This is a genomic window from Mycoplasma leachii PG50 (assembly GCF_000183365.1).
GTDB lineage: Bacteria > Bacillota_I > Bacilli_A > Mycoplasmatales > Mycoplasmataceae > Mycoplasma > Mycoplasma leachii.
Map to the genome: position 1 here is coordinate 557,146 of NC_014751.1, position 24,623 is coordinate 581,768.

Below are 24,623 nucleotides of genomic sequence, written 5' to 3' on the forward strand. Positions count from 1 at the left end.
CCTTATTTAATTCCAGGTTTGTTTAACGGCTTAAACATATTGTATTTATAAACTTCAACTCCAGGTTGATTAAATGGATTAACATCTAATAAATAAGCACTCATAGCTAAAGCTAATTCAAAAAAGTAAACCAAATATCCAAATTGTTCGTCATCCATTTTTTCAAATTCTAAAACAATGTTTGGCATTTTACCAGTAACTGAGTGTGCTTGAATTACTCCTTTTAAAGCAGTTTGATTGATTTGATGAAATGAATTTTTTGTTAAATAATTTAATCCATCATAATTATCTTCATCAATTGGAACATTTAAATCATAATTTGGCTTTTCAATCTTAATAATTGTTTCAAACATCACATTTCTAGGTCCTTCTTGAACTCATTGACCTAGTGAATGTAAATCTGTTGAAAAAATCATTGAACTTGGTAATAAACCTTTATTTTCTTTTCCTTCAGATTCACCAAATAATTGTTTTCATCATTCAGTTAGCATTTGTAATTGTAATTCATAACTAATCAAAGCTTCAGTTTTATATCCTTGATTGTATAAATAATTTCTAACTACAGCATATTTATAAGCTTGATTCGATAAATCATCATTAATTAAATCATTTTTGGCTTTTAAAGCACCTTGAAAAATTTTATCAGTATTAATTCCACTAACTAGTAAAGGAAAAATTCCAACTGGAGTTAAAACTGAAAACCTTCCACCAATATCATTTGGAATTACAAAAGTTTGATATCCTTTTTTTTCTGCTAATTGTTTTAAAGCACCTTTATTTTTATCTGTTATTGCAACTATTAAACTTTTAGCTTTTTTTAATCCAACTTTATCTACTAATAATTTTTCAAAAACTCTAAAACTGATTCCAGGTTCAGTAGTAGTTCCTGATTTTGAAATAACACAAATTCCAAAATTTTTATTTTTTAAATATTCAACCACTTGATAAATATAAGTTGAAGACATTGTGTTACCTGTATATATTAATTCTACTTTATTTTGATGATATAATCCACGAATCATTTCATCAGCAGCTCTACACCCTAAATAAGATCCACCAATTCCAATAACAACTAAAACTTCAATTTGATTTTTTAAATCACTAGCAACTTGTTTCATTTGTTCATATTCAGTTTTATTAAAATCAACTGGTCAATTTAGTCAACCTAAAAAATCATTACCTTTTCCTGTTTTATTAAAAATCATTTGATGAATTTCTTTTATCTTATTAAGATCTGCAACCTTATTTATATTAATATCTGCATGATCTAAATTTACTTTAATCATATTACTCCTTTTACTTTAATATTTTACTAATAAATTTGTTTTTCAGTAATAATACAATCTAATTTAATTCAATCAATTTTAACTTAGTTAAAAAACAAGATGATAAATATAAAAAATTACTAATTATAATTATTAAATTTAAGATTTAATTAATTAAATATAGTTTTTAAAATAAAATTTTTAAAAAATTATAAAGCTTATAACAAATTAAAAAATAGAATAAAAAATAAAAATTTAAAACAATTAGTATTATTTTTTTAACACTTATTATCAAATTTTTACTCTTTTTTCTGGATCAATATACATTTTATCTTCTGGAGTAATATTAAACACTTTAATAAATTCTTCTTGATTAGCAGCTTGAATATTTGCTCTTAATTCAGTTGGAGCATGTGGATCAGTTTCTAATAATCTTAAAGCAGTTTGCTCTTTATATTTAGATTTTCAGATTTTTGCTCAATTAATAAAAAATTCTTTACCATTATAGTCTTTTTCTTGTTTTGCTGCTTGTAAAGCACAACTAATTCCACCAGCATCTGCAATATTTTCACTAACAGTTAAAGCTCCATTACATTTACCAAAATCAGTTGGTTTATTATCAAAAAGATCAATCATAGCTTTAGTTTTTTGATTAAACTTAGCAAAATCTTCTTCTGTTCATCACATTTTTAAATTACCATTTTCATCAAAATTAGCACCATTATTATCAAATGCATGAGAAATTTCATGAGCAATTACAGCCCCAATTCCTCCATAATTTTGTGATGTTGAATGGTTAATTGAATAAAATGAACCTTGTAAAATTCCTGCAGGAAAAACGATGTGATTATACATAGGATGATAATATGCATTAACTTGATATGGTGACATACTTCAATAGTTTTTATTAATTGGTTTTTTATATTCACTAAAAACATATTTACTAATTATTTGATTAAAACTAAAAACAGTATCAATTAATGATTCTGAATTTGTCACTAAGTTAGCATAACAAGGTTCAATTTCACTTGGATATCCGATATGAACTCCTAGTGTATTTAATTTTAACAATGCTTTATCAATAGTTTGTTTACTTAATCAAGTATTAGATTGTAATCTTTGTTTATAAATTTCAATCATATGAAACACCATATTTTCAACATCTTTTTTAGCTTTTGAACCTAAATATTTTTGACCATAATATAAACCTATTGGCATAGAAAAATAATCTAAAGCTAAATTTAAGGCATGTTTTTCTTTATTTTTAACTTTGTTTTGTCCACTTATAAATAAAGAATATTTGCTAGCTAATGTTCTTGTTTTTTCATCTAAATATTTAGAAAAACGAGTAACTAACATTACTATTAATCATGATTTGATTAAATCAAGATTTTTAGAGTTAAAAATTTTATCAAGATTATTAGCAAAATGATCATCTGTAAAAATTATTTGATCAACTTTTTTATCAATTAAATTACTAATAATATTATTTAAATCTAAATATTTAGATTTATTAACAATTTTTGAGTACTTATAAGGTTTGTACAACTCATTATAGCGCACTTTTTCTAGTGAACTTAATGAGTATTTAGCAATAATTTGATCAAATTTTAATGTTTGTTTAATAATTAGATCAACTTTTTTTAAATCATCAAAATAAGGTGTTAGCAATTTTTTTACCATTAATTTAAATTTTGAATAAAACATAGTCTTTTTTTGTTTATCTTCATAATGACTTTTATCTGGTAATATGTGAGAAGCAATTGTTAAATAAAGTGTTTTAATACTTGAATCAATATAGTCATTAGAAATATCAAAATTAATTGGTAATAAATAATTTCTATAAATGAATTTAGTATATAGTGTGTTTAAATCATTAAGATCATTAATTTGTAAAATTTCAAAGACATATTTTTTTAATGGTTCAATATTGTTTTTATTTCTTGTTTTAAAATCACTAGTTAAAGCATAAAACTTAGTAAAGTTAATTAAATTGATATCTTTTAATAAACCATTTTCTTGTTTTTTTACTAAATTTTTAACAATTTTTTTAACAATTAGTTCATTTTTAATATCTAGTTCAACACACTCTCCTATTGAAGTACGATCATTTGGAATTTCTGTTTTTTCTAATCACTCATTATTAATAGCTTTAAAAAGATTATCTTTAATTTGATATTTCATACTAACTCCTTTTTTTAATTTAGTTTTTATTTATAAATAATAGTTGTTTTTCAGTAATAATGCAATCTAGTTTAATATCATTATCATCAATAATTATTTGTGTTGTTTTTTGTTTATCAAAACAAATGCCAACTTTTAAATAATTATAAGAATTTAAACTAAAGAATTTATCATAAAACCCTTTACCCATTCCTATTCTATTAAGTTTTTCATCAAATCCAACTAGTGGAGTAAAAATACAATCTATTTGTTCTAAGCTAGCATTAATATTACTAATTGGTTCATAAATATTAAACTTGTTTAAATTAGTTAAAGAACTATTATTTAATAAAACCATATTCATGTTATTATCATTTAGTACTTTTGGAACAAATACTAAAATATTATTTTCTATACACCAACTAATAATCTTTTTAGTATCAGCTTCATATTTAGTTGATAAGTAAATACAAATTTGTTTGAACTTATTTTTTTTAATAAAATTAATTACTTTATTTGTAATTAATAAGTTACTAGTAGTTATATAATTAGAATCAAAGTTTTTTCTTTTTTCTAGTAATTGTTTTCTTAATATAGATTTATTCATCTTTATTTAAAATTTCTAAAAGATCATTTAAAGCTAAACTAGCACATAAAATACGGTTTTTTTGTTTATGTATATTTTTCATTACAACTAATTCATTTAATTGATCAATATTTATTAAAGTTCCAGTTAATAAAAAGTTTTGATAGTTTTTTATAAGTTCAATTGCTTTTTTAATATCTAAGTTTAATAAATTATTAATTAATAAATCAATTGAACTTGTAGCTATTGCACAAGCTGAACCGTCAAATTTCATTGATTTAATAATTTTATTTTCTATTAATATTTCAATAATTAATTGATCTGCACAAGTTTGAGACTTTAATTCTTTTATAATTGCATTTTTATTATTTGTTAAAGTTTTATTTTCTGGATTTAAAAAGTGTTTTATTATTATTTTTCTTAATAAAGAATCGTTATTTATATCTATCATATTTAAAAGTATATATCTAAAAATTTATCTGTGTTTTTTAATGCATCAATTAATTTATCAATTTCATCAGTTGTATTATAAATTGCAAAACTAATTCTTAATGCACTTTTTATATGAATTACATCTTCTAATCTTCTAACACAATGTGCTCCAGATCTACTAGTTATATTATATTTAACATCTAAAAAACTAGAAATGTCTTGAGCATTAATTTGATTAACATTAAATAATAATAAAGGAGAATCATTATTTAAATTATAAAAAGTAATTTTGTTTTCTAAATTATTCTTTTTAATTTGTTTAACAACATATTTTTTTAATTCAATTTCATATAAATGTATATTATTAATACCAATATTTAAAATAAACTCAATTGCTTTTTTAAAAGCACAAATTCCTGAAATATTTAAAGTTCCAGCTTCTAGTTTTTCTGGTAAAGTTTTTAAAGTATAACTAGTAAAATTTTTACTAATAGCTAAACTACTACCACCTCCTAAATTAAGTGGTTCTAGTTTATCTAATAATTCATATTTACCATATAAAATTCCAACTCCAAAAGGTCCATACATTTTGTGAGCTGAAAAAGCAATAAAATCTACATCTCAATCTTTTACATCAACTTTAAAATGAGCAATGGATTGAGCAACATCAACTACAATAATAACATCTTTATTAATTGATCTTATTTTTTTAATTATTTGTTTTACATCATTAATATAGCCTGTTGTATTTGAAATATGAGCAAAGCTAACTATTTTAGTTTTATTAGTAATTAGTTTTTCTAACTGGTTAAGATCAATACCAAATTCATCAGTTAATTTTAAATTTTTAATAATAGAATTAGTTTTGTTTTTTAATCAAATCCAAGGAACTAAATTTGAAGAATGTTCTAAACTAGTAATTAAAATTTCATCATCTTGATTAATTAAATTAACTAAACCTTTAGCTATCATATTAATAGATTGTGTAGTTCCTGATGTAAAAACAATTTCACTTTCTTTATTTGCATTAATAAATTGTTTTACAGTTATTCTTGTGTCATTTAAAATCTCAAGTGCTTGAAAAGCAATTTTATAATCACTTGAGTGTGGATTTGTTGAAATATTTTTTAAATAATCGATTTCAGCATTAATTACAGAATTTGGTTTTAAAGTTGTAGCTCCATTATCAAAATAAATTAAATTAGGATGATTTTTTAATAAAGGAAACTGTTGTCTTATTTTAGTAAATCTATCATTCACTTATCTCATCTCCTTTTTATTTATAATTATATAATTTTCAATTTTTTTATTGATAAGTAAATGATGTTTAATTTTACAAGTACTACAACTAAACGATATTTGTAAGTAATTATTTTAAATTAAGTTATAATTAATTAGTATATTTGCTTTTAAAAAGGTGTTTTTTAACACATTTTAAAAACAACAGAAAGGATGATATTAGTGAAAAAGCTTTTAACTTGAATTAGTGCTATAACCTTAGTTGCATCATCAAGTGTTTTAGCTATTAGTTGTAAAACTGGACAAGTAAAAAATGAAAATTCACTTTTTTTAACTAATTTTGGAAATATTAGAATTGATTCAAAAAGTTTATTAGAATGAAATAAAAAATGAAACGGAATTAGTTCAAATAACCAAGAACTTATTAATAAAACTAATAATTTATTAGCAGCTGGAATTTTACTAGCAATTAGAGATAAAAAACTACATTTACCAACAAAAAATGAAGATGGGTGAGATTCAAGTGTTAATAAACAAATTGAAGGTTTATTAGGAAATAAAAATAGTACTGATACAGCTACTTTATATGGTTTAGCAAATAAAAGTTTAAATGATTTAAAAAATAATAAATATAAAAATAATCCTAAAGGTTGAAAAAAGCACTTAGAAGAAACTTTTCCTGGAGTTAAAAAAAATCTTACTGATTTAGAAAATGCTTATAAGTCAAACTTTATTTTAAATGATAGTTCAAATAATGCTTTTATTAAATTAAAAAATCTTTTGATGTTTAATTCAACAGTTGCTGATTCTATGTGACAAAAAGGAATTCAAACAACTAATTTAGATTGAAAAACTTTAACTAATAATTTTGCTAATGCATATCCTGGAAAGAAAAATCTTGATGAATTAGCTAAAGCTATTAAAGATGCTTTTGATAAAGCTAACAGTAACTGAAATGATGCTAAAATAGTTACTTTTACTAATATGGTTAATGGTCTAGGTGGAATTAATAATCAAAGTGCAACTAGTAGTTCAAATGGAGGAGCTGGAAGTCAACAGAATGATAATTTAATAATTACTTATAGCTCTTCAAAAGATGTTAAGAACAAAATTTCTGGTACTAATAGCGGGAGTGGCAAAAAAGGTGAAGAATGAATTAAGGAAATTTTAAATAGAGTTTCATCTAATGCACAAAGGGGTTCTGTTGCCTTTAGTGAATGAAATGTTTCCTACAATTATAATTCGCAAAATGGACCAAAAAACTTTATAAACTATAATAATCAAAAACCTTCATCTTGAACAGAAATAGTGAAAGAAATTCCTCTTTTAGAAAATGGTGACTTAAAGGTGGACCCCATTAAGGGTGAATATGGTGCTATTTCTAACTCACAAAAATATGCTATAAATAATTACTTTAATTCTGAAAAACCTGTTATTTTTTCTGATTTAATTTTTAAATTCGCAAACAATAAAACAGCAACAGATATTGAAAAAAATTTATCATTAAAAGCATTAATACCAACTGAATCTTCAGGACAAGATTTGACCACTAAATTAATCGAAAGATTTCAAGGAATTCAATCAGTTTTACAAACCTATGTATCTAATGATGATAAAGAAAAAGAAACATATACAGCTGGTCTTTCTAAATTTGACACAATCTTTAGGGGAGAAGAAGCCAAAATAAAAGCAAACACAAGCACTAATAGCTCAACTGATTATAAAAATTGAACTGAGTGAGATACTAAAAACGATCACCATAAAATCAATGCAAGTGGTAAATTACTTACACTTAGCGACACCACTTACTCAGATACAGTTAAATTTTCTATTTATGATTTTCTAACAAGTAATGATAAAAAAGAAAATACTTGAAGTTGAAAAGAAGAATCATCAGTTAATAAAAATTTAGAATCACAAGAATTTAAACAAGCACTAATAGATGGTGGTTTGTCAAATGACGAGGCAAGTAAAATAGATAGCGCTATAAAGCAAACCCAGGACAAAAAACATTCAAAAGATGCTGCAAGATTAACTATTTATAATCTAGCAGAGCTATTTAAAAAGATTAATCAAAAAAATAGTAGTTCTGGAACATCATCTTCTGGTTCTAGTTCATCATCATCTTCTAGCACAACTTCAACTAGCGAAAATGGAGAAAATAAAAATTCAAATATTTACACTACATTAAACAAAGATGAAGGGATAATAGCATTCATTGACGGAGATGGATTACACATCACTAAAATTGACGGATATAAACTAATTAATAATAAAGCCAACAATGAATCTCTATCATCATCAATTGATCAACAACAAAATCTTAATGAGTATATTAAACAAACTGCTGTTCTAAAACAAATCAGATCTTTATATTCTTCACCTAATGCTAGTGTTTTAGTTCCATATCTAATAAATTCAACTCTTCAAATTAGTACAACCTCAACAAGTATGTCTACTTCATCATCTGGACAATCTAATGGCTCAAAATGAGATTGAACAAAAAAAGATTTAGATTATGCAAATTCTGTTAAAAATCTTGGTGTAGATATTAGTTTATTAAACAAGAATATCAAAAATGATTATGAAAGATTCCTAATAAATACTTCATTAATTGATGCTTCTAAGACTAAGTCATTTTATAATATCGATATTCTAAGTGAAGTATCAAAATCTATACAGTCTGGTAATAATGCTTCACTACAATCTAATTGATTAGTTGAATTATTTACAAAAATATTGAAAGATAAAGGTAAAGCTTTGTCAGGTAGTTTATTAAGTGTGATAGTAACAACTGATAATAAAACTGATAATGATGAAATTGAAAAAATATTTTTACATCAAGCAAAAAACTTAAAAGTATCAGCTATTAGAAAATTGCAACAATCAAACCAAAAATGAGTAAATAAAGTTAAAGAAAATTATAAGAAATATTCAAAAGACGCTTCGCTAGATAAGAGATTTATTCCAGATCAAGTTATAGATCTAAATTCTATGAATGATAGCAAGAAAAAAAGATATGACAATCTTTTACAGTCAGAAATTTTTAATCCGGAAGTAAAAGCACAGAAAAATAGTAATGGATCATCATCTACCGGTGATTCTAGAGTTAGAGGTGATGCATAATGAAAAAATTATTAACAATATTAGGTTCTATTTGTTTATCTGCTGGAACAATGGTTACAGCAATAGCATGTAGTACTAAAAATGAAAAATTTGATAAACCTTCTATTACTGATGAATTAGCTCAAAAGATAATTAGCAGATTAAAATTAACCAATGACTTTAACTTTACAACTGGTGAACAATTTTCTAAACTAGATTACAAATCATTAGTTTTAGATATGATTAATGAAACTATTTCAAAAAACAAATATTCAGATAATTTACATAATTTATCTAGAAAATTTGGGTTAGAAATATCAAAAACAAAAGAACAAGGTGATGAAAAATCTCAGAAAGTCTTAAAAAATCTATCAACTATTAAATTATTTGCTGACTATACATCAAAAAGAGCTTCCGAAGAACATTCAGATAATGTTGATCTAGAGTATAGTGCTAATTACCCATTAAATCCATATAATTTAGATCCAAAAAATGGTAAGAAAGATACTACCACATATGCAATTTACTATAAATCTAATAACACAAGCAATGGTGGTGGATCAAACGGGGGCTCTACTTCAAACTGATTAAGATGACAAACAACGGGTGAATTTGACACTCTAGAAAGTAAAGTGCCCGGTGTTCCTCAACTTCCAAGTATTAGTCTATTAACCGAATCTGATAAGAAAAATTTTAGAATCGCTAAGTTAAGTTCACCTAAAGATCAAGATTATATTAATAAGACTGTGTCCGTTGATGATAAAGGTAAAAGTACAAACGGTAGTGGTGATAAGAAAATAGAATGATATAAAAATTCTAATAGTAAATTTGAGACTGATGGTCAAGAAATTATGCAATATAGATTTATGTATTATTTTAAAACTAAATTAGAATCTAAATCGTTTAGCGATTTATTGGGGCATGCCTATATCGACTCAAATCTATATATAGATAAACAAGATAATAAATCAGCTTCAAATAAAAAAATAATTTTAAATAATGTAAGTAAATTAGTTAGTGATATTCAATCCAATTATTCACAAGTAGAAAGAACCACTTCAAACCTTAAAATGGTATGAGCTTTTTCACTAGATCAACAAAAAATATCACAAGTAAACGATAAAATCCAAGAATATGTTTATTCTGATGGTTCTTTAAAAGATAAAGATAATAAGACACTAAAAAAAGTTTTTGATCAAATAAAATCAACAAAAATAAATAACGAAAGCAAACAGGGAACAGATTCCTTATTTTCAATAAGTGGATTTAATGGATTTGTAAAAAATAAAGATAATAGCATTGAAAGTCTGAGTGGTGATTTAAAAATAACTGAAGATGCTAAGAAAGCTGTGGCAAAAGTAAATGTACCATCATTATTAACTAATAATAATAGAGGATTTAATTCAGAAATAAGTGGAAATGTAGATTATGTATTTGTATTACCTATTTATTTAAATGACTTGTTTTCAACAAATGATGTTCAAATAAAAAAAACATCAACAAATGGTAGTGGTGGATCAGGAACATCTCAAAATAATAATTATGAATTACCTATTATTCAAAACACATGAATGAATCTAAATGAAAAATATTCAATTAATGAACGTTACTTTAATAATATGAGTATTAAAAAGGTTGATTCAAAAAGTGGCGATGATGTGTTATTAGCTAATAAGAATGATACATGATACGCTTTATTAAAAAATAACAAAGAAACTGCAAATATTCAAGTAACTTATTCAGATGGTACAACTAAAACTATTACATTAAAAAAACTTGAAAAAAAGAATAAAAAATCATTAGACTTTACCTATAAATTATCAAAAACTTCTGATTTTAATAAACTACTATTTAATAAAAATATGGATGCAAACATCACTTATGATATCAATCTAAAAAATTACGATAATATCAAAGATAAACAAAATGATGCTTATATTTGAAACAATGATCCTAAAAAATCAAATGATATTCAAGATTTATCAGAAGCTAAAAAACAAGTGTTATTAGATCAATTAGAAGCAATTACAGCTAAAAATCCTGATGTACAAAATGCTGCTAAAACTGAACTATATAGTGCTTATTTATACACTGATGGAATTTATTACAAATCTCTATTTGATGAGATTTCAAAATATATAGAAAGTGAAAAACCTACATTAGACTAATTATGGATTGTTTATTTTGTAAAATTATTAATCAAGAAATTCCATCATATAAAATTTATGAAAATGAATATGTATATAGTTTTTTAGATGTAAGACCTGTAAGTAATGGTCATTTACTAGTCATTCCAAAAAAACATTTTGAAAACTTTAGTGCTTGTGATGATAAATATTTACAAGAAGTAATTTTAGCTAAAAAACATTTAGTTAACTTATTAAAAGAAAAATTAAATCCAGCAGGATTTAATTATTTGTCAAATGAACAAGCTATTTCAGGACAAACTGTATTACATTATCATGAACATATAATGCCAAAATATGAAAAAGACAAAGGCTTTTTATTAAAAGCTGAAATTGTTGATATTGATGAACTAGAAAATACTTTTAATAAAATAGTTAAATAATAAATTACAAAAAATAGAAGCTTTTGCTTCTATTTTTTATGTTTATAAAACATTTTATTATCAATACTGATTATTTTTTGAGTTCAATTATCTATTTCTATTTTTGATAATTCATCATTAATTTTATAAACTTTAGCATCTAAATCATCTAAAGCTGATAAAATTACTGCTTCAATTAGTACTGGTTCGATCGGGGAACCAAATTCTTTTTTACCGTGACTAGCTAAAATCATATGTTGTAGTAAAGTAATTTCTTTATTAATTTTATTATTTTGATCTTTATATAAATTTAGTTTATCTGCTAGTTTATTGATTTCAGCATTTCCTATTGAAATATGACCTAATAGCTTTCCTTCTAAACTATAATCACTACCATTAACATCACTAATTTCAATTACTTTACCAATATCATGTAGAATTGCTCCACATATTAATAAATCTCAATCAATATTTGCATAAAAATAGTTTTCTTTTAAACTCAAAACGTTTTTTACAAGAGTATAGCTATGTCAAAACAACCCACTAGTAACATTGTGATGAATACTCATAGCTGCAGGAAAAGTTAAAAACTCTTTTTTATATTTTTCTATTAAATTAAGTGTAATAGTTTTATAAGTCTGATTATTAATACTATTTAAAAGACTAATTAATTCTAAATAACTAGTTTTAATATCTAAAGGAGCAGTTATATATAAATCGGTTTTATTTAAATGATACTTTAATAAATCTTTTTCATCAATTACTTGATAATCTTCAACTTTTAATTGTAATATGTTTCTATATTCATGAACAATAGTATCTTTTAATAAAACAATAGTATTTGGTTTTAATAACTGTTTGTCTTTTTCATTAACTACTCATTTTCTAGCTTCAATTCTACCTGTACTATCAGCTAAATGTAATATTAAATAATTATTTCCACTACTTCCTGTTGAAACTATAACTCTTTCAATTCTTAAAATAGTATCGATTAAATGATCTTCTATATTAATATCTTTAACTTTTTTCATTAGTTGTCTTCTTTCTAATCTATCTATATTATTTTATATGATTAATTAGATATAAACTAATATTGCAACTTTTTAAAGACTTCAGTTAATAGGCTCTAAATTTAAGTTAATTAATAAATTATTAATTTGACTAAAAGGTTTAGTATCTTCAAAACCTTTGTAACTTAGTGGTGATGGATGAGCTGATTTAATAACAAAATTAGACTTAACTAATAAAGAATCATACATTTTAATAGCAAAATTACCTCATAAACAAAAAATTACATTTTGATTATGTAATATAATTTGTTCTAAAATTTTTTTAGTAATTTTTTGTCATCCTAAATTATTATGAGAATTTGGTTTATGAGCAATTACAGTTCAACAAGTATTTATTAAAAACACTCCTTGTGTTACTCAATTTGTTAAATCATTATTATTAAAATGGTCAATATTTAAATCAGAATAAAGTTCGTTAAAAATGTTTTTTAAACTAGGTGGAGTTTTTAAAGCATTACTACTAAAAGCAATTCCATTAGCTTGATTAAAATCATGATATGGATCTTGACCTATAATTACTACTTTAATATTATTTAAATCACTTAATTTAAATAAGTTTAAAACATCTTTTTGTTTTGGAAAAACTATATCATTACTACTATAAGCTTTATTCATTAAATTATTAATTTGATCAAATAAATTTAAATCAGTAAATAGTTTATTTCAACTAGGATGTAAATTAGTCATTATTTTTAATTCAAGATATTATAATCTTAATTTTTCCTTTAACTATTAGTTTGTCAATTCCATTAATAGTAATTGCTGATTCACCTTGTTTAAAATACACATCATTAATATAACCGGATCCATTAATAATTGTTAATTGTAATCAATCACATTTTTCATCTACTTCAAATTCTTTTAAATCATCACATTCTAAAACATATAATGAAAAATAATCTGATGAAAATACTTTATTATTAGCATTATGAATAATGTGATCATTTATATCTGGAGTTATTGTGCACTCTATTGAATTAAAAATATCTAATGGTCTAGGTTTATTTGTAGTTTTATCAATTCTATTATAATCATAAAATCTATAAGTAATATCACTAGATCTTTGTAGTTCATAAATTACTAAATTAGGTGAGATTGCATGAACTTTACCAGGAGCTACATATAAAAAATCATTTGGTTTAACTTGAACTTTTTTTAATAATTGATCTCATTTGTTTTGATTAACTAAATCAATTAATTGATTTTTATTTTTAGCTGTATGTCCATAAATTAATTCTGCATCTTTATTAGCATCAATTACATATCAACTTTCAGGTTTACCTAATTGGTTGTGATTTTTTAAAGCATAATTATCATCAGGATGTACTTGAACTGATAAATAATCACTAGCTGTAATAATTTTTACTAATAATGGATAACAACCTTTATAGTTATTAAAAAGGTGTTTGTGATTTTCAAATAATTCTTTTAAACTTAAATTATTATATTGATCATCACTAATTACATAACTCATTCCGTTTTCATGAGCTGAAATTATTCAAGCTTCACCAATGTTTTGATTATCTTTTATATCAAAGCCAAATTCTTTTAATCTATTTCCACCTCAAATTTTTTTTGAAAAATAAGGTTTAAGTTTTAAAATTTTCATACTTACTTTCTATAATTAAACTTTATTAAATACTAGTACCTAAAATTTGATTTAATTGTTTTATATATTCTTCTAAAGAATTTTTAGAATTATTAAAAGAATAAAATTTATCATCACTTTGATATTTATTTTCTTGTTCTAAAATACCTAAATTACATTTCATAGGTTTTAAACTATAGATTTTAGAATTAGTTATATAGTTAGTTAGTGCACCTAAAATTGTTGTGTTTGGTAAAGGTTTTATTTTTTTATTATTAATAAAAGCTAGAATGTTAATAGCAGCTCATATACCAGAACTAGCTGATTCAATATATCCTTCAACTCCAGTAATTTGTCCTGCAAAAAAGACATTTTTCTTTCTCATAACTTGTAGTTTGAAGTTTAAAATTTTTGGAGAATTAATATAATAGTTTTTATGCATTACTCCATATCTAACTATTTTTGCTTTTTCTAATCCTGGGATTGTTTGAAATACTCTTTTTTGTTCTGGTCATTTTAAATTAGTTTGAAATCCAACCATATTATATAAACTATCTTTTACATCATCTTGACGCAATTGCACAACTGCATAAGGTTGTTGATTGTTTTGATCTAATAAATTATTTGGTGACATTGGTCCTTTTAATAAGAGTTTTTTACTAGTTTTTGCAAGTTGTTCAATTGGTTGACAGCCTTTAAAAAAGATTGATTTTTCAAATTCTTTTAATTGTACTTGTTCTGCATTAATTAAATTATCTACAAATTCATTAAATTCTTGTTCGTTTAAAGGACAACAAATATATTTTCCAAGTTTATGTCTTCCTGAATAATAAACTTTATTAAAATCAATTGAATCTTTTGTAATGATTGGAGCTGAAGCATCCATAAAAAATAGTTTTTGTTTTCCAATTAATCTTTGAATATCTTCTTTTAACTCATTTGTAGTTAAAGGTCCAGTTGCTATTAATGTTAAATCATTCTCATCATTAATATGACTAACATTTTGTTCAATAATTGTAATATTTGGATGATTTTTAATAACATCAGTTAGTCTTTTTGAAAAATCTTCTCTATCAACAGCTAATGCATCATCTCCATCAATTTTACAACAATCAGCTATTTTTATAACTAAAGAGTTTAAACGTCTCATTTCTGCTTTTAAAATACCAGCAGCATTTAATAATGACTGACTTCTAAAAGTATTAGAACATACTAATTCAGCAAAGTTATTTGTTTTTTGAACTTCATTTTTAATAAGAGTTTTAACTTCATATAATTCAACTTGTATGTTATTATTTGCTAAAAAATACGCAGCTTCACAACCGGCTAAACCAGCACCAATAATTTTAACTTTCTTGTTCATTATTTTGTTCTCTATCTAAATCTTTAAATAAATTAATTTCATCTACTGAAATATCAGAGTTTCAAGATGAATTATTTCTTATAGCTCTACCTAAATGGATTTGATTATTAACTGTTAAACATTGTTTAATATTGTTTTTATCAACTCCACCACCAATTAAAATTTGAATATCTAAGTTTTGATCAACCAGTTGTCTAATTACTTCTAAACCAGTGTTCAGATTTATTCCTCCACTAGTTAAAACAGCATCAATTTTATGTTTAGCTAAAATATTTAAAGCATTAATTGGATCTTTAACTAAGTCAAAAGCTCTATTAAAAGTAATTTTTAAGCTTCCTCTAATTTTATTTACTCTTTGTAAGAAATCTTCATTAATTGTATAATCACTATTTAAAGCTCCAATTACAATTCCATGAACGTTTGGAAGTTTTTGAATAACTGAAATCATTTCTAATTGTTTAATTAATTCATAATCATCAAAAAAGAAATCTTTATAATTATTTCTAATCATTATATGTAAAGGTTTTAAAGTAATTTGATTAGCTAAAATGATTTCATCTAAACTTGGAGTTAAACCACCAACTTCTAAGTTTTTACAAAATTCAATACGATCAGCTTTAGAATTATTAATTACTCTAATATCATTAAGATCTTTTGCAATTACTTCTAAGAACATTTTTTATACTCCTTTAGTACTTCTATTTTATCTAATTTTTCTCATGGTAAATCTTTTTTACCAAAATGCCCATATTTAGAAGTTTTAAAAAAGATTGGTTTTTTTAAATCCAATGTTTTTATCATACTACTTACACTAAAATCAAAATTTTCATAAACTGCTTTATAAATAGTATTTAAATCAACTTTATGTGTATTAAAAGTTTCTATAAAAATTGAAATTGGTTGACTAATACCAATAGCATAACTTACTTGAATTTCTATTTTATCAGCTAAACCAGCAGCTACTAAATTTTTTGCAACATACCTACACATATAAGCAGCAGAACGATCTACTTTAGTTGAATCTTTACCACTAAAAGCTCCACCACCATGTCTTGAATATCCACCATAAGTATCTGCTATAATTTTTCTTCCAGTTAAACCAGTATCTCCTTGTGGTCCTCCAATTACAAATCTACCTGTTGGATTAATTAAAACTTTAAAATCAGTATTTAAATTAAATTCTTTAGCAACTAAATCCATTATATTTTCTTTAATATATTTTTTAAATTCAATTTCATTATAATTTGGATCATGTTGAATAGACATTAAAATAGTATCAATTTTAGGATTATTAATATTTGTATAATCAATTGTAACTTGAGATTTCATATCAGGTCTTGCTCATTTAAAAAGGCCTTTTTTTCTTTGAGATGTAGCATTATAAACTAATTCATGAGCAATAGTAATTGCTAGTGGTAAATATGTTTTTGATTCATTTGTAGCATAACCAAACATAATTCCTTGATCACCAGCTCCAATTTGATCATTACTTAATTCAACACCTTGAGCAATATCTGGTGATTGTGATTCAATTTTTATATCAATTTTACAAGTATTAGCATTAATACCATAAGCATCATCAACATAACCAATTTTTTTTAATACATCTCTTGCAACTTGTTCATAATCAACAATTGCAGTTGAACTAATTTGACCACCAATTAATAAATAATTAGTTGTAGTAAATACCTCACAAGCTACTTTAGCATTTTTATCTTGTTTTAGTACTTCATCTAAAATAGCATCTGAAATTTGATCACAAATTTTATCAGGGTGTCCTTCACTAACACTTTCACTAGTAAATAATCTTTTTTCTATATTTTGGTTCATTTTTATTTTCCTTTATTTTGAAATTAATAAAAATTAAAAAACCATAACAATAAAATTGTCATGGTTTAAGACAATCTCATTGTTAGCTTAAAGCCCTTATTTAAGCACCTAATCTAATAGGTTGCTACCACTTCATTAAGTTTTATCTCTCCATGGTTCTTAATAAGATATTATTTGGTTTTCTAATCTTTAATATTTTAACACAACTATTAATCTTTAATAGTCAATCTTTTAATACTTGTTGCTCTATTTGTTTTATCATCAATTTCAATAACTACAGCATTTAATCAACACTTACCAGTTGCTATATTAAATTTAACAGGTAAACCAGTTTTTGCTCTTTTAATTACATCATTAACTTCAACACCAATTATTGAATCAATCACTCCAGTCATTCCAACATCTGAAATAAAAGCGGTTTTATTTGGTAATAATCTTTCATCAGCAGTCATTACATGAGTATGAGTTCCAACAAATGCTGTTATTATCCCATCATAATTAAAAGCAAAAGCAATTTTTTCAGCTGTACTTTCAGCGTGAAAATCCACTAATAAAATATCAAAATCAGTATTAGTTTTTAAAAACTCATCTAGTGCATCATATGGACTATTTACTATATCCATAAAGCTTTGTCCCATTAAACTAACAACTGCTATCTTTTTTTGATTTTTTTTAACTATAACATAACCATTACCTGGAGTATGTTTGCTCATGTTTAAAGGTTTTAATAAATCATTAGTTGTTTTAATATATTCTAAAACTTCAGCATTTTTAAAAATATGATTACCACTAGTAATAACATCAACATTTAGTGATTTATAAAACTCATAATGTTTTTTACAAATAGATTTTCCGTGAGTTGTGTTTTCTCCATTAACAACAACAAAATCTATTTGATTTTGATCAACAATATTTTTTAAATGTTTTTCTAGCATTTCTCTTCCGGGTTTTGCATAAACATCTCCGATCATTAATACTTTCATCAAATCACCTCTTTTAAACTTTTTATAAATTGTTTTTGATCTATTTGATTTGTTTCAATTTTATTAATTAGAGAAATTAGTAATTCTTCTTTTTGTTTTAAATGTAACTTTTTTTCTAAACTAAATAATAATTTACTAGTTTTAGAAATAGAATCATAAACTGCTGTTTTTGAAATATTAAATTCATCAGCAATTTCAGATAATGATAAATCTTCATCAATATATAATTCAAAATATTGTTTTTGTTTATCAGTTAATAATTCTTTATAAATTTTAAATAACTCAGATAATTCTAATGTTTTTTCTAATAAATTATTTTTCAACTTCATCACCTTGCATAAATCCAGAAGATAAATGAACAATATATTGATCAATATCAAAAGCTAAAAGATCATCTACTTTTTCACCAACTCCTATCATTTTAATAGGAATATTTAATAACTCTTTAATAGCTAAACCAATTCCACCTTTACTTGTTGAATCCATTTTAGTTAAGATAATTCCACTAACATCAGCAACTTTTGAAAATTCTTCAGCTTGAATTACTCCATTTTGTCCTGTTGTTGCATCAATTACTAGTAAAACTTCATGAGGAGCTGATTTTTCTACTTGTTGAATAATTTTATTCATTTTTTCTAATTCAGCCATTAAATTAACTTTATTTTGTAATCTACCAGCAGTATCAATTAATAAAAGATCATAATTTTGTTCTTTTGCTTTTTTAATTGCATCAAAAACAACACTTGCAGGATCAGCATTTAATTTATTTGCTTTAACTAAATCTACTTTATTATTTAATCTAGTTTTAATTCACTCTTCTAATTGTTGAGTAGCTCCAGCTCTAAAAGTATCAGCAGCAGCTATTAAAACTTTATATCCTAATTCAGCATAATAATTAGCCATTTTAGCTAAAGAAGTAGTTTTACCTGTCCCATTAACTCCAACTAACATAAAAATATTTAATCTATTTTCTTTAAAATCTATGTGATATTTTTTATTAGTTCAATCATTATCTGTATAAGCTTGATATAAAGATTCAACTAAAGCATCTTTAATGTTTTCAAAAGAAGTATCTCTTTTAGTTTTTTTTCTAACTAAATTAGAAACTTTTAAAACCATTTTCATACCCATATCAGTTCGGATTAAAACATCTTCTAGTTCTTCAAAAAATTCATCATCTGCTTGTTTATATTTTTTTGAAAGTTTTTTAATATCTTGAGAAAAATTAAAAGCTGATTTAAGCATTGCTTTTTCAACTTTTTTATCTTTTTGTTTTTGTTTTTCTCTTTTCTTTTTTTCTTTTAAAGTTTCAGATGATTTTTCTATTTTTTTAGTTTGATTAATTTTTATTGTTTTTACTTTTTTTTCTTTAATATTTTCAACTTCTAGTTTTTGTTCTTGACTTTTTTTACTTTGTTCTTTCAATTCTGCTTTTTTAATATCTTGAGTTGTTTTTTCAAGTTCATCTACTAGATTTTGATCTTGATCTATTTTTTTATCTTTATCTTGTAAAATATTTTCACTTTCATCTATTTGATCAGTTTTTTTAGTTAATTTTTCTTTTAATTTAGCTCAAAAACCCATAATTAGTCTCCTTTTTAAGCTAGATAATTTAATTTTATAATTTATTTACTTAAGTCTTTTAAGTTTATTTATTTAATTTTTTCAGTTTTTTCTATAAACTTGCTTGTTTTTACAAAATTAATAATTTGTTGAACATTTAATAAATGATCTCCAGCTCTTTCTAAATTAAACATTTGTTTTAAAACAGCAGCAATTTCTTCAGCTCCAGCTTTTGTAGTTTTTTGTCTAATATCATCAATTAATAAATCATAAAAAGATCTAAATTTTTGATTAATTTTTTCTTCTAAACTTAAGACTTGTTGTTCTTTATCAACTTCTAAATTACCAAAGACATCTGAAAAAATATCTAACATTTCAACAACTAATTGATACAATTCACTAATCATTAAAAGGTGTCTTTCATTAGGTTTATAAAAAATAAAGAACTTAGAAATTGCTTTAGAATAATCAGCAATTCTTTCAATTTCTCTAGTAATTAAAATTCCTCCAATTGCAAGTCTTAGATCTTTTGCTACTAATTTTTGTTTTGAAATTTTTCATAAAGCCATTGAAGTAAATTTATTTTGCATATCATTAATAAGCTTGTCATGTTCGATTACTTTTTGAGCTTCACTTAATCTATTTTTTTCTTTAATTACAAGATAACTTTGTGCATATTGTAATTTAGTTTCTTTGATCATATCTTCTATAAGTTCTCTTAATTGATCAAGATCGCGATCTAATATTTTATTACTTGACATATCATCCTTTATTAATATCTACCTGATATATAATTTTCAGTTCTTCAATCTTTTGGATTTGTAAATATTTTTTTAGTTTTGTTAAATTCAATTAATTCACCTTTTAAAAAATAAGCAGTGTAATCACTAATTCTTGTAGCTTGTTGTAAAGAGTGAGTTACCATAACAATTGTATAATCTTTTTTTAAATCTAAAACTAATTCTTCAACTTTTAAAGTTGCAATAGGATCTAGTGCACTTGTTGGTTCATCCATTAATAAAATTTTTGGTTTCATAGCAATTGCTCTAGCTATACACAATCTTTGCTGTTGTCCACCAGATAATCCTAAAGCTGGTGCATTTAAAATATCTTTAACTTCATCTCACAATGCAGCTTTTATTAATGATTCTTCACAAATTTGATCTAAAATTGTTTTATCTTTAATTCCTAAAGAGCGTAATCCATAAACAACATTATCATAAATAGAAATTGGAAATGGATTGGGTTTTTGAAATACCATTCCAACTTCAGTTCTTAATTTTGTAATATCAATATCAGAGTCAAAAATATCTTTATCAAAAATTTTAATAGCACCAGACATTTTTACTCCATCAATTAGATCATTTAATCGATTAATAGATTTTAATAATGTGGTCTTACCACAACCAGATGGACCTATAAATGTAGTAATTGATTTTTCTTTAATTTCCATATTAATGTTAAATAAAGATTGAGTTTTTCCTTTGTTGTAAAAAAAGTTAAAATCTTTAATTTCAATAGCAGTTTTTAAAGGTTCTTTTTTTGGTTTTATATTAGTTGTTAATTGTTCATTACTCATAATTGTTATCTCTTTTTTTAAGTTTTTTATATTCTTTTTTATATTTAATAGTTTTTTTAATTTCTTTAAATAAATTATTTATATTAAGATATCTTTTTAAACTTTTAATAAACTTCTTTAAATTGTGTTTAAATGAACTAATATAGATTTTATAAAATTCTTTTTTTATAAAATTTTTACAAATCTGTTTAAATTGAAATTTAACGTTTTTATTAGTTTTAACTAGTAGTAAAGATAATTTAGAACTTGATAAATTTAAAGTTAAAACAAAAATAATTGTAATTAGTGACATTAATCAAGCAATATCATTACCTTGCCCTGGAGCTGATTCACTAGCTATTTTATAAATTCCTGTAGTTAAAGTTGATCCTGAAGATAAAAAGCCCTTATCAGGATATTTAATAGCTGTTCCTAAAGTTAAATAAATAGGAGCTGATTCACCAATGATTCTAGCCATAGCTAAAATAGTTCCAGTAATAATAGCTTGTAAAGCATTTGGTAAAACTATTTTAAATAAAGTTTTGGTTTTACTTAATCCTAAAGCAATAGCAGCTTCTCTATATGAAAGAGGAACTGAAGTTAAAGCGTCTTCAAAGTTTTTAATCAACATTGGTAAAACAACAATTGTCATTGTAATTGAAGCTGAAAAAATTGAAAAAGGTAGTTTTAAATAAATAATAAATACAGATAATCCAAATATTCCAAAAATAATTGATGGAGTTGAAGCGGCTAAGTTTAATAAAAATCTAAAAAACTTTGCTAAATAAGAGTTTTTATTAGCAAATTCACTAAGATAAATAGCACAAGCTAAAGCTAAAGGTATAGAAAATAATAATGTGCATAAAATTAATAATAATGTAGTTAGAATCGCTGCAAATATTCCATCTTCACCTTCAATAGTTAAAAAGGCTTCACTATATTTTAAACTTGATAAACCATTAAATATAGTTATAAAGACTATTCAAAAAGTAAACATAATTACAAAACTAATTGATAGTCACATCAAAATTAACATAATAATTGAATAAATCTTTTTAAATAACTTATTTTCAGTTCTATTAGTAATAATTTGATCTAATATTTGTTTTTGATACAACTTAATATGTTTTATTTTGTGAGTTTTTTTATTTTTAAATAAAACTAAATGAATTTTTTGAGAAATTGAATTTTTATTTGAAACAAATAAAATCAAAAGATTAATAATAAATACTAAAATAAATAAAAACATTCCAATAGCGTATAATGCAGATTCATGCAAATTACTACTATTTTCTAACATTTCTAATCCAATAGTTGAAGATAGTGTTCTAATTGATGAAAATAAAAATCCAGAAACTCCATTATTTGTATCAAATCAAGCAGTTGAATTACCAGCAATCATCATTATAGCCATAGTTTCACCAATTACTCTAGACATTCCTAAAATAACAGCTGAAATAATTTTTGGTGTTGCTGATTTTCTAATAATATTAAATGTTGTTTTTTCTTTTGAAATTCCTAAAGCTAATGAAGCATCTCTATAAATTAAAGGAACAGATTTAATAGCATCATAACTTAAACTAATCATAATTGGTATTGCCATAAAAGCCATTGTTAAAGAAGCTACCATCAAATTATCATTACTTGAAGCTCCCATTAATTTAAATAAAGCTCCAATTTGTTCTCTTGCAAATAACCCAAAAACAACACTAGGAATACCAGCTAGTAATTTAATAATTGTTATTGTGATTTTTTGAGATTTTAGTGTTAAATATTCTGAAATAAAAAAACTTGTAAAAATTGTTAAAGGTACAGCAATTAACATTGAAATAAAAATTAAAATTAATGTCATCAATGTTATGGTTAATATTCCAAATTGCTTAGAATCTGGACTTCAATTTTTACCAAACACAAAATCAAAAAAAGATTGTTTATTAAATAATACATTAGTTTTAATCATTACAAAACCTAATAAAATAACTAATGCTAGTAAAACAAAAATAGTTAATGCAATAATAATAGATTTTAAACAAACAAAGCTAGTTTCTTTTTTTTGTTTAATAACTCGAAACTCTAAATTATTTGTTATTTTTTTAAATAACATAAATTATACCCACTTATTTTTTTAATATTTTTACTATTTAATTGATTAAAATAATTTATTTTAATTATTTTTAAAACTTAAACGATTTCTAATTAAACCTAAATGATTATAAATCTCTTGAACTTTTTTGTCATCTGAACAACTAAACCAATAAACAAAATCTAAAATGTCATTATTTAATTTTTGATTATCTGTTAATTTATATAAAGCAACAAATGGTCTACTTAATGGATAAGTTAAAAGGTTATCATCATTTTTATTTAAATTTCATTCTTGATTATCTTGTTTAATAATTACTGATCTTAAATTAGGAAATTTTTTTAAATCTTGAGCATATTGCATAGAAACAAACCCAAAAGAACCATCAGAAGCATTTAGTTGTGTAAAAATAGCTCCATTTGAATTATATTCATTAACAGCTTGACCAATTTTTTTCTTTTCTTTTTTTAATCCTGAAAGCTCTTCAAATGAACTTCTTGTTCCAGAACCACTATTTGTTGAATAAGTTCTTACTTTAATCTTATTACTAATATTATTTTCATCTTTATTTGTTAGTAGTTTATAAAATTCTTTTCAACTAATTAGATCTGATTGATTATTATTTGTATAAATTTTGTGTAAAGCTTTTTGAGATTGTTTACTGATCATATTATTTGAAACATTAAATTTAATTTGATTAATTTGATCATCAGTTAATCCAGTATTTTTTATATTATAAATAAATACAATAGAATCTTTTGCAAAGCTAGTGTAATGATAAGTTTTATTATTTTGAAGTTTATTAAAAATTTCTTGTTTATTAGATTGATTAATTTTTATAAATTCTTCAAGATCGTCTTTTATTTTTGAATTATTAAAAACATTTCTAATTTCAGATGGAATTGATAAATCAGTTTGTGATTTAGAAATAAAACCTATGCTATAAGTTTTATTAATTACATTTCTAGCACCAGCTCCAGAACCAGTTGATGAATAATTAAACTTTTTATTAGTTTGTTTTTGGTATTCATTAATTAATTTTTGTAATACTAAATCAGCACTAGCACTTCCACCAATATTAATTACATCATTTTTAATTGAAACAAGAGTTCAAACTCAAATTAAAAAAATGAAAAAAATTACTAATATTAAAACTAGTCAAGATTTTTTGTTTAAAAAAAGGTCTTTAAGATAGTTTTTATTTTTAACTTTAGTTGTTTTACTTGTTTTTTGCATTAAAAAACTCC

Annotated in this window: 21 protein-coding genes and 1 riboswitch; of the genes, 3 read left to right on the forward strand and 18 right to left on the reverse strand. The window is 23.6% G+C overall.

All coding sequences use genetic code 4. The features are described 5' to 3' along the window. Positions 1 to 2: 2 nt before the first annotated feature. The 5 genes from MSB_RS02335 to MSB_RS02355 form a co-directional block, all read right to left on the reverse strand. Complete coding sequence (locus MSB_RS02335; RefSeq protein WP_013447769.1) at positions 3 to 1,286, reverse strand: glucose-6-phosphate isomerase; 1,284 nt, start codon at positions 1,284 to 1,286, stop codon at positions 3 to 5. A 267-nt stretch (positions 1,287 to 1,553) separates the two neighbouring features. Continuing rightward, on the reverse strand, positions 1,554 to 3,449 hold the full coding sequence (locus MSB_RS02340; protein ID WP_013447770.1) for a M13 family metallopeptidase: 1,896 nt from the start codon (positions 3,447 to 3,449) through the stop codon (positions 1,554 to 1,556). Positions 3,450 to 3,468: 19 nt separating this feature from the next. After that, a complete protein-coding gene (locus MSB_RS02345; RefSeq protein WP_013447771.1) occupies positions 3,469 to 4,035 on the reverse strand; it encodes a 5-formyltetrahydrofolate cyclo-ligase in 567 nt (188 codons plus the stop codon). Next, positions 4,028 to 4,465: an iron-sulfur cluster assembly scaffold protein gene (locus MSB_RS02350; RefSeq protein ID WP_013447772.1), complete on the reverse strand. Its 438-nt coding sequence runs from the start codon at positions 4,463 to 4,465 to the stop codon at positions 4,028 to 4,030. Before MSB_RS02350 ends, MSB_RS02345 begins: the two co-directional genes overlap by 8 nt. A 2-nt stretch (positions 4,466 to 4,467) precedes the next feature. Further along, positions 4,468 to 5,706, reverse strand: a complete 1,239-nt coding sequence (locus tag MSB_RS02355) for an aminotransferase class V-fold PLP-dependent enzyme (RefSeq protein WP_013447773.1) — start codon at positions 5,704 to 5,706, stop codon at positions 4,468 to 4,470. A gap of 201 nt (positions 5,707 to 5,907) precedes the next feature. Between MSB_RS02355 and MSB_RS02360 the strand changes: the two genes are divergently transcribed. From MSB_RS02360 to MSB_RS02370, 3 genes are read left to right on the forward strand one after another with little or no spacing between them, the layout of a single operon-like run. Beyond that, positions 5,908 to 8,811, forward strand: a complete 2,904-nt coding sequence (locus MSB_RS02360; protein WP_013447774.1) for a lipoprotein — start codon at positions 5,908 to 5,910, stop codon at positions 8,809 to 8,811. Continuing rightward, positions 8,811 to 10,958 carry a lipoprotein gene (locus MSB_RS02365; protein ID WP_013447775.1) on the forward strand — a complete coding sequence of 716 codons (2,148 nt, stop codon included), beginning with the start codon at positions 8,811 to 8,813 and terminating at the stop codon, positions 10,956 to 10,958. Before MSB_RS02360 ends, MSB_RS02365 begins: the two co-directional genes overlap by 1 nt. A gap of 2 nt (positions 10,959 to 10,960) precedes the next feature. Then, on the forward strand, positions 10,961 to 11,359 hold the full coding sequence (locus MSB_RS02370; protein WP_013447776.1) for an HIT family protein: 399 nt from the start codon (positions 10,961 to 10,963) through the stop codon (positions 11,357 to 11,359). Between the two features lie 29 nt (positions 11,360 to 11,388). Here the strand turns inward: MSB_RS02370 and MSB_RS02375 are convergent, their stop codons facing one another. From MSB_RS02375 to ptsS, 13 genes are all read right to left on the reverse strand, one after another. Then, positions 11,389 to 12,369: a 3'-5' exoribonuclease YhaM family protein gene (locus tag MSB_RS02375; RefSeq protein ID WP_013447777.1), complete on the reverse strand. Its 981-nt coding sequence runs from the start codon at positions 12,367 to 12,369 to the stop codon at positions 11,389 to 11,391. Between the two features lie 72 nt (positions 12,370 to 12,441). After that, positions 12,442 to 13,095 carry a uracil-DNA glycosylase gene (locus tag MSB_RS02380; RefSeq protein ID WP_013447778.1) on the reverse strand — a complete coding sequence of 218 codons (654 nt, stop codon included), beginning with the start codon at positions 13,093 to 13,095 and terminating at the stop codon, positions 12,442 to 12,444. Then, the gene (locus MSB_RS02385) at positions 13,088 to 14,017 is read right to left on the reverse strand and encodes a type I phosphomannose isomerase catalytic subunit (protein ID WP_013447779.1); all 930 of its coding nucleotides are present in this window, start codon (positions 14,015 to 14,017) and stop codon (positions 13,088 to 13,090) included. The genes MSB_RS02380 and MSB_RS02385 overlap by 8 nt, the downstream gene beginning before the upstream one ends. A gap of 25 nt (positions 14,018 to 14,042) precedes the next feature. Continuing rightward, positions 14,043 to 15,359 carry a methylenetetrahydrofolate--tRNA-(uracil(54)-C(5))-methyltransferase (FADH(2)-oxidizing) TrmFO gene (gene trmFO / locus MSB_RS02390; protein ID WP_013447780.1) on the reverse strand — a complete coding sequence of 439 codons (1,317 nt, stop codon included), beginning with the start codon at positions 15,357 to 15,359 and terminating at the stop codon, positions 14,043 to 14,045. Then, entirely contained in the window at positions 15,343 to 16,035 is a 693-nt protein-coding gene (locus MSB_RS02395) for a copper homeostasis protein CutC (RefSeq protein WP_013447781.1), read from the reverse strand. Before MSB_RS02395 ends, trmFO begins: the two co-directional genes overlap by 17 nt. After that, positions 16,026 to 17,189, reverse strand: coding sequence for a methionine adenosyltransferase (gene metK / locus MSB_RS02400; RefSeq protein WP_013447782.1), 1,164 nt, complete (start codon positions 17,187 to 17,189; stop codon positions 16,026 to 16,028). Before metK ends, MSB_RS02395 begins: the two co-directional genes overlap by 10 nt. Before the next feature lie 73 nt (positions 17,190 to 17,262). After that, positions 17,263 to 17,358, reverse strand: a riboswitch (SAM riboswitch). A 40-nt stretch (positions 17,359 to 17,398) separates the two neighbouring features. Further along, positions 17,399 to 18,172, reverse strand: coding sequence for a TIGR00282 family metallophosphoesterase (locus tag MSB_RS02405; RefSeq protein ID WP_013447783.1), 774 nt, complete (start codon positions 18,170 to 18,172; stop codon positions 17,399 to 17,401). Further along, complete coding sequence (locus MSB_RS02410; protein ID WP_041362228.1) at positions 18,160 to 18,501, reverse strand: putative DNA-binding protein; 342 nt, start codon at positions 18,499 to 18,501, stop codon at positions 18,160 to 18,162. Before MSB_RS02410 ends, MSB_RS02405 begins: the two co-directional genes overlap by 13 nt. After that, a complete protein-coding gene (gene ftsY, locus MSB_RS02415) occupies positions 18,485 to 19,756 on the reverse strand; it encodes a signal recognition particle-docking protein FtsY (protein WP_013447785.1) in 1,272 nt (423 codons plus the stop codon). Before ftsY ends, MSB_RS02410 begins: the two co-directional genes overlap by 17 nt. Positions 19,757 to 19,824: 68 nt before the next feature. Further along, positions 19,825 to 20,496 (reverse strand): phosphate signaling complex protein PhoU, encoded by a 672-nt coding sequence (gene phoU / locus MSB_RS02420; RefSeq protein WP_013447786.1) that lies wholly within the window; start codon positions 20,494 to 20,496, stop codon positions 19,825 to 19,827. An 11-nt stretch (positions 20,497 to 20,507) separates the two neighbouring features. Then, positions 20,508 to 21,314 (reverse strand): phosphate ABC transporter ATP-binding protein PstB, encoded by an 807-nt coding sequence (gene pstB, locus MSB_RS02425; RefSeq protein WP_013447787.1) that lies wholly within the window; start codon positions 21,312 to 21,314, stop codon positions 20,508 to 20,510. Beyond that, positions 21,307 to 23,397 carry a phosphate ABC transporter permease PstA gene (pstA, locus tag MSB_RS02430; RefSeq protein ID WP_013447788.1) on the reverse strand — a complete coding sequence of 697 codons (2,091 nt, stop codon included), beginning with the start codon at positions 23,395 to 23,397 and terminating at the stop codon, positions 21,307 to 21,309. Before pstA ends, pstB begins: the two co-directional genes overlap by 8 nt. Before the next feature lie 60 nt (positions 23,398 to 23,457). After that, entirely contained in the window at positions 23,458 to 24,612 is a 1,155-nt protein-coding gene (gene ptsS, locus MSB_RS02435) for a phosphate ABC transporter substrate-binding protein (protein ID WP_013447789.1), read from the reverse strand. Positions 24,613 to 24,623: the final 11 nt, after the last annotated feature.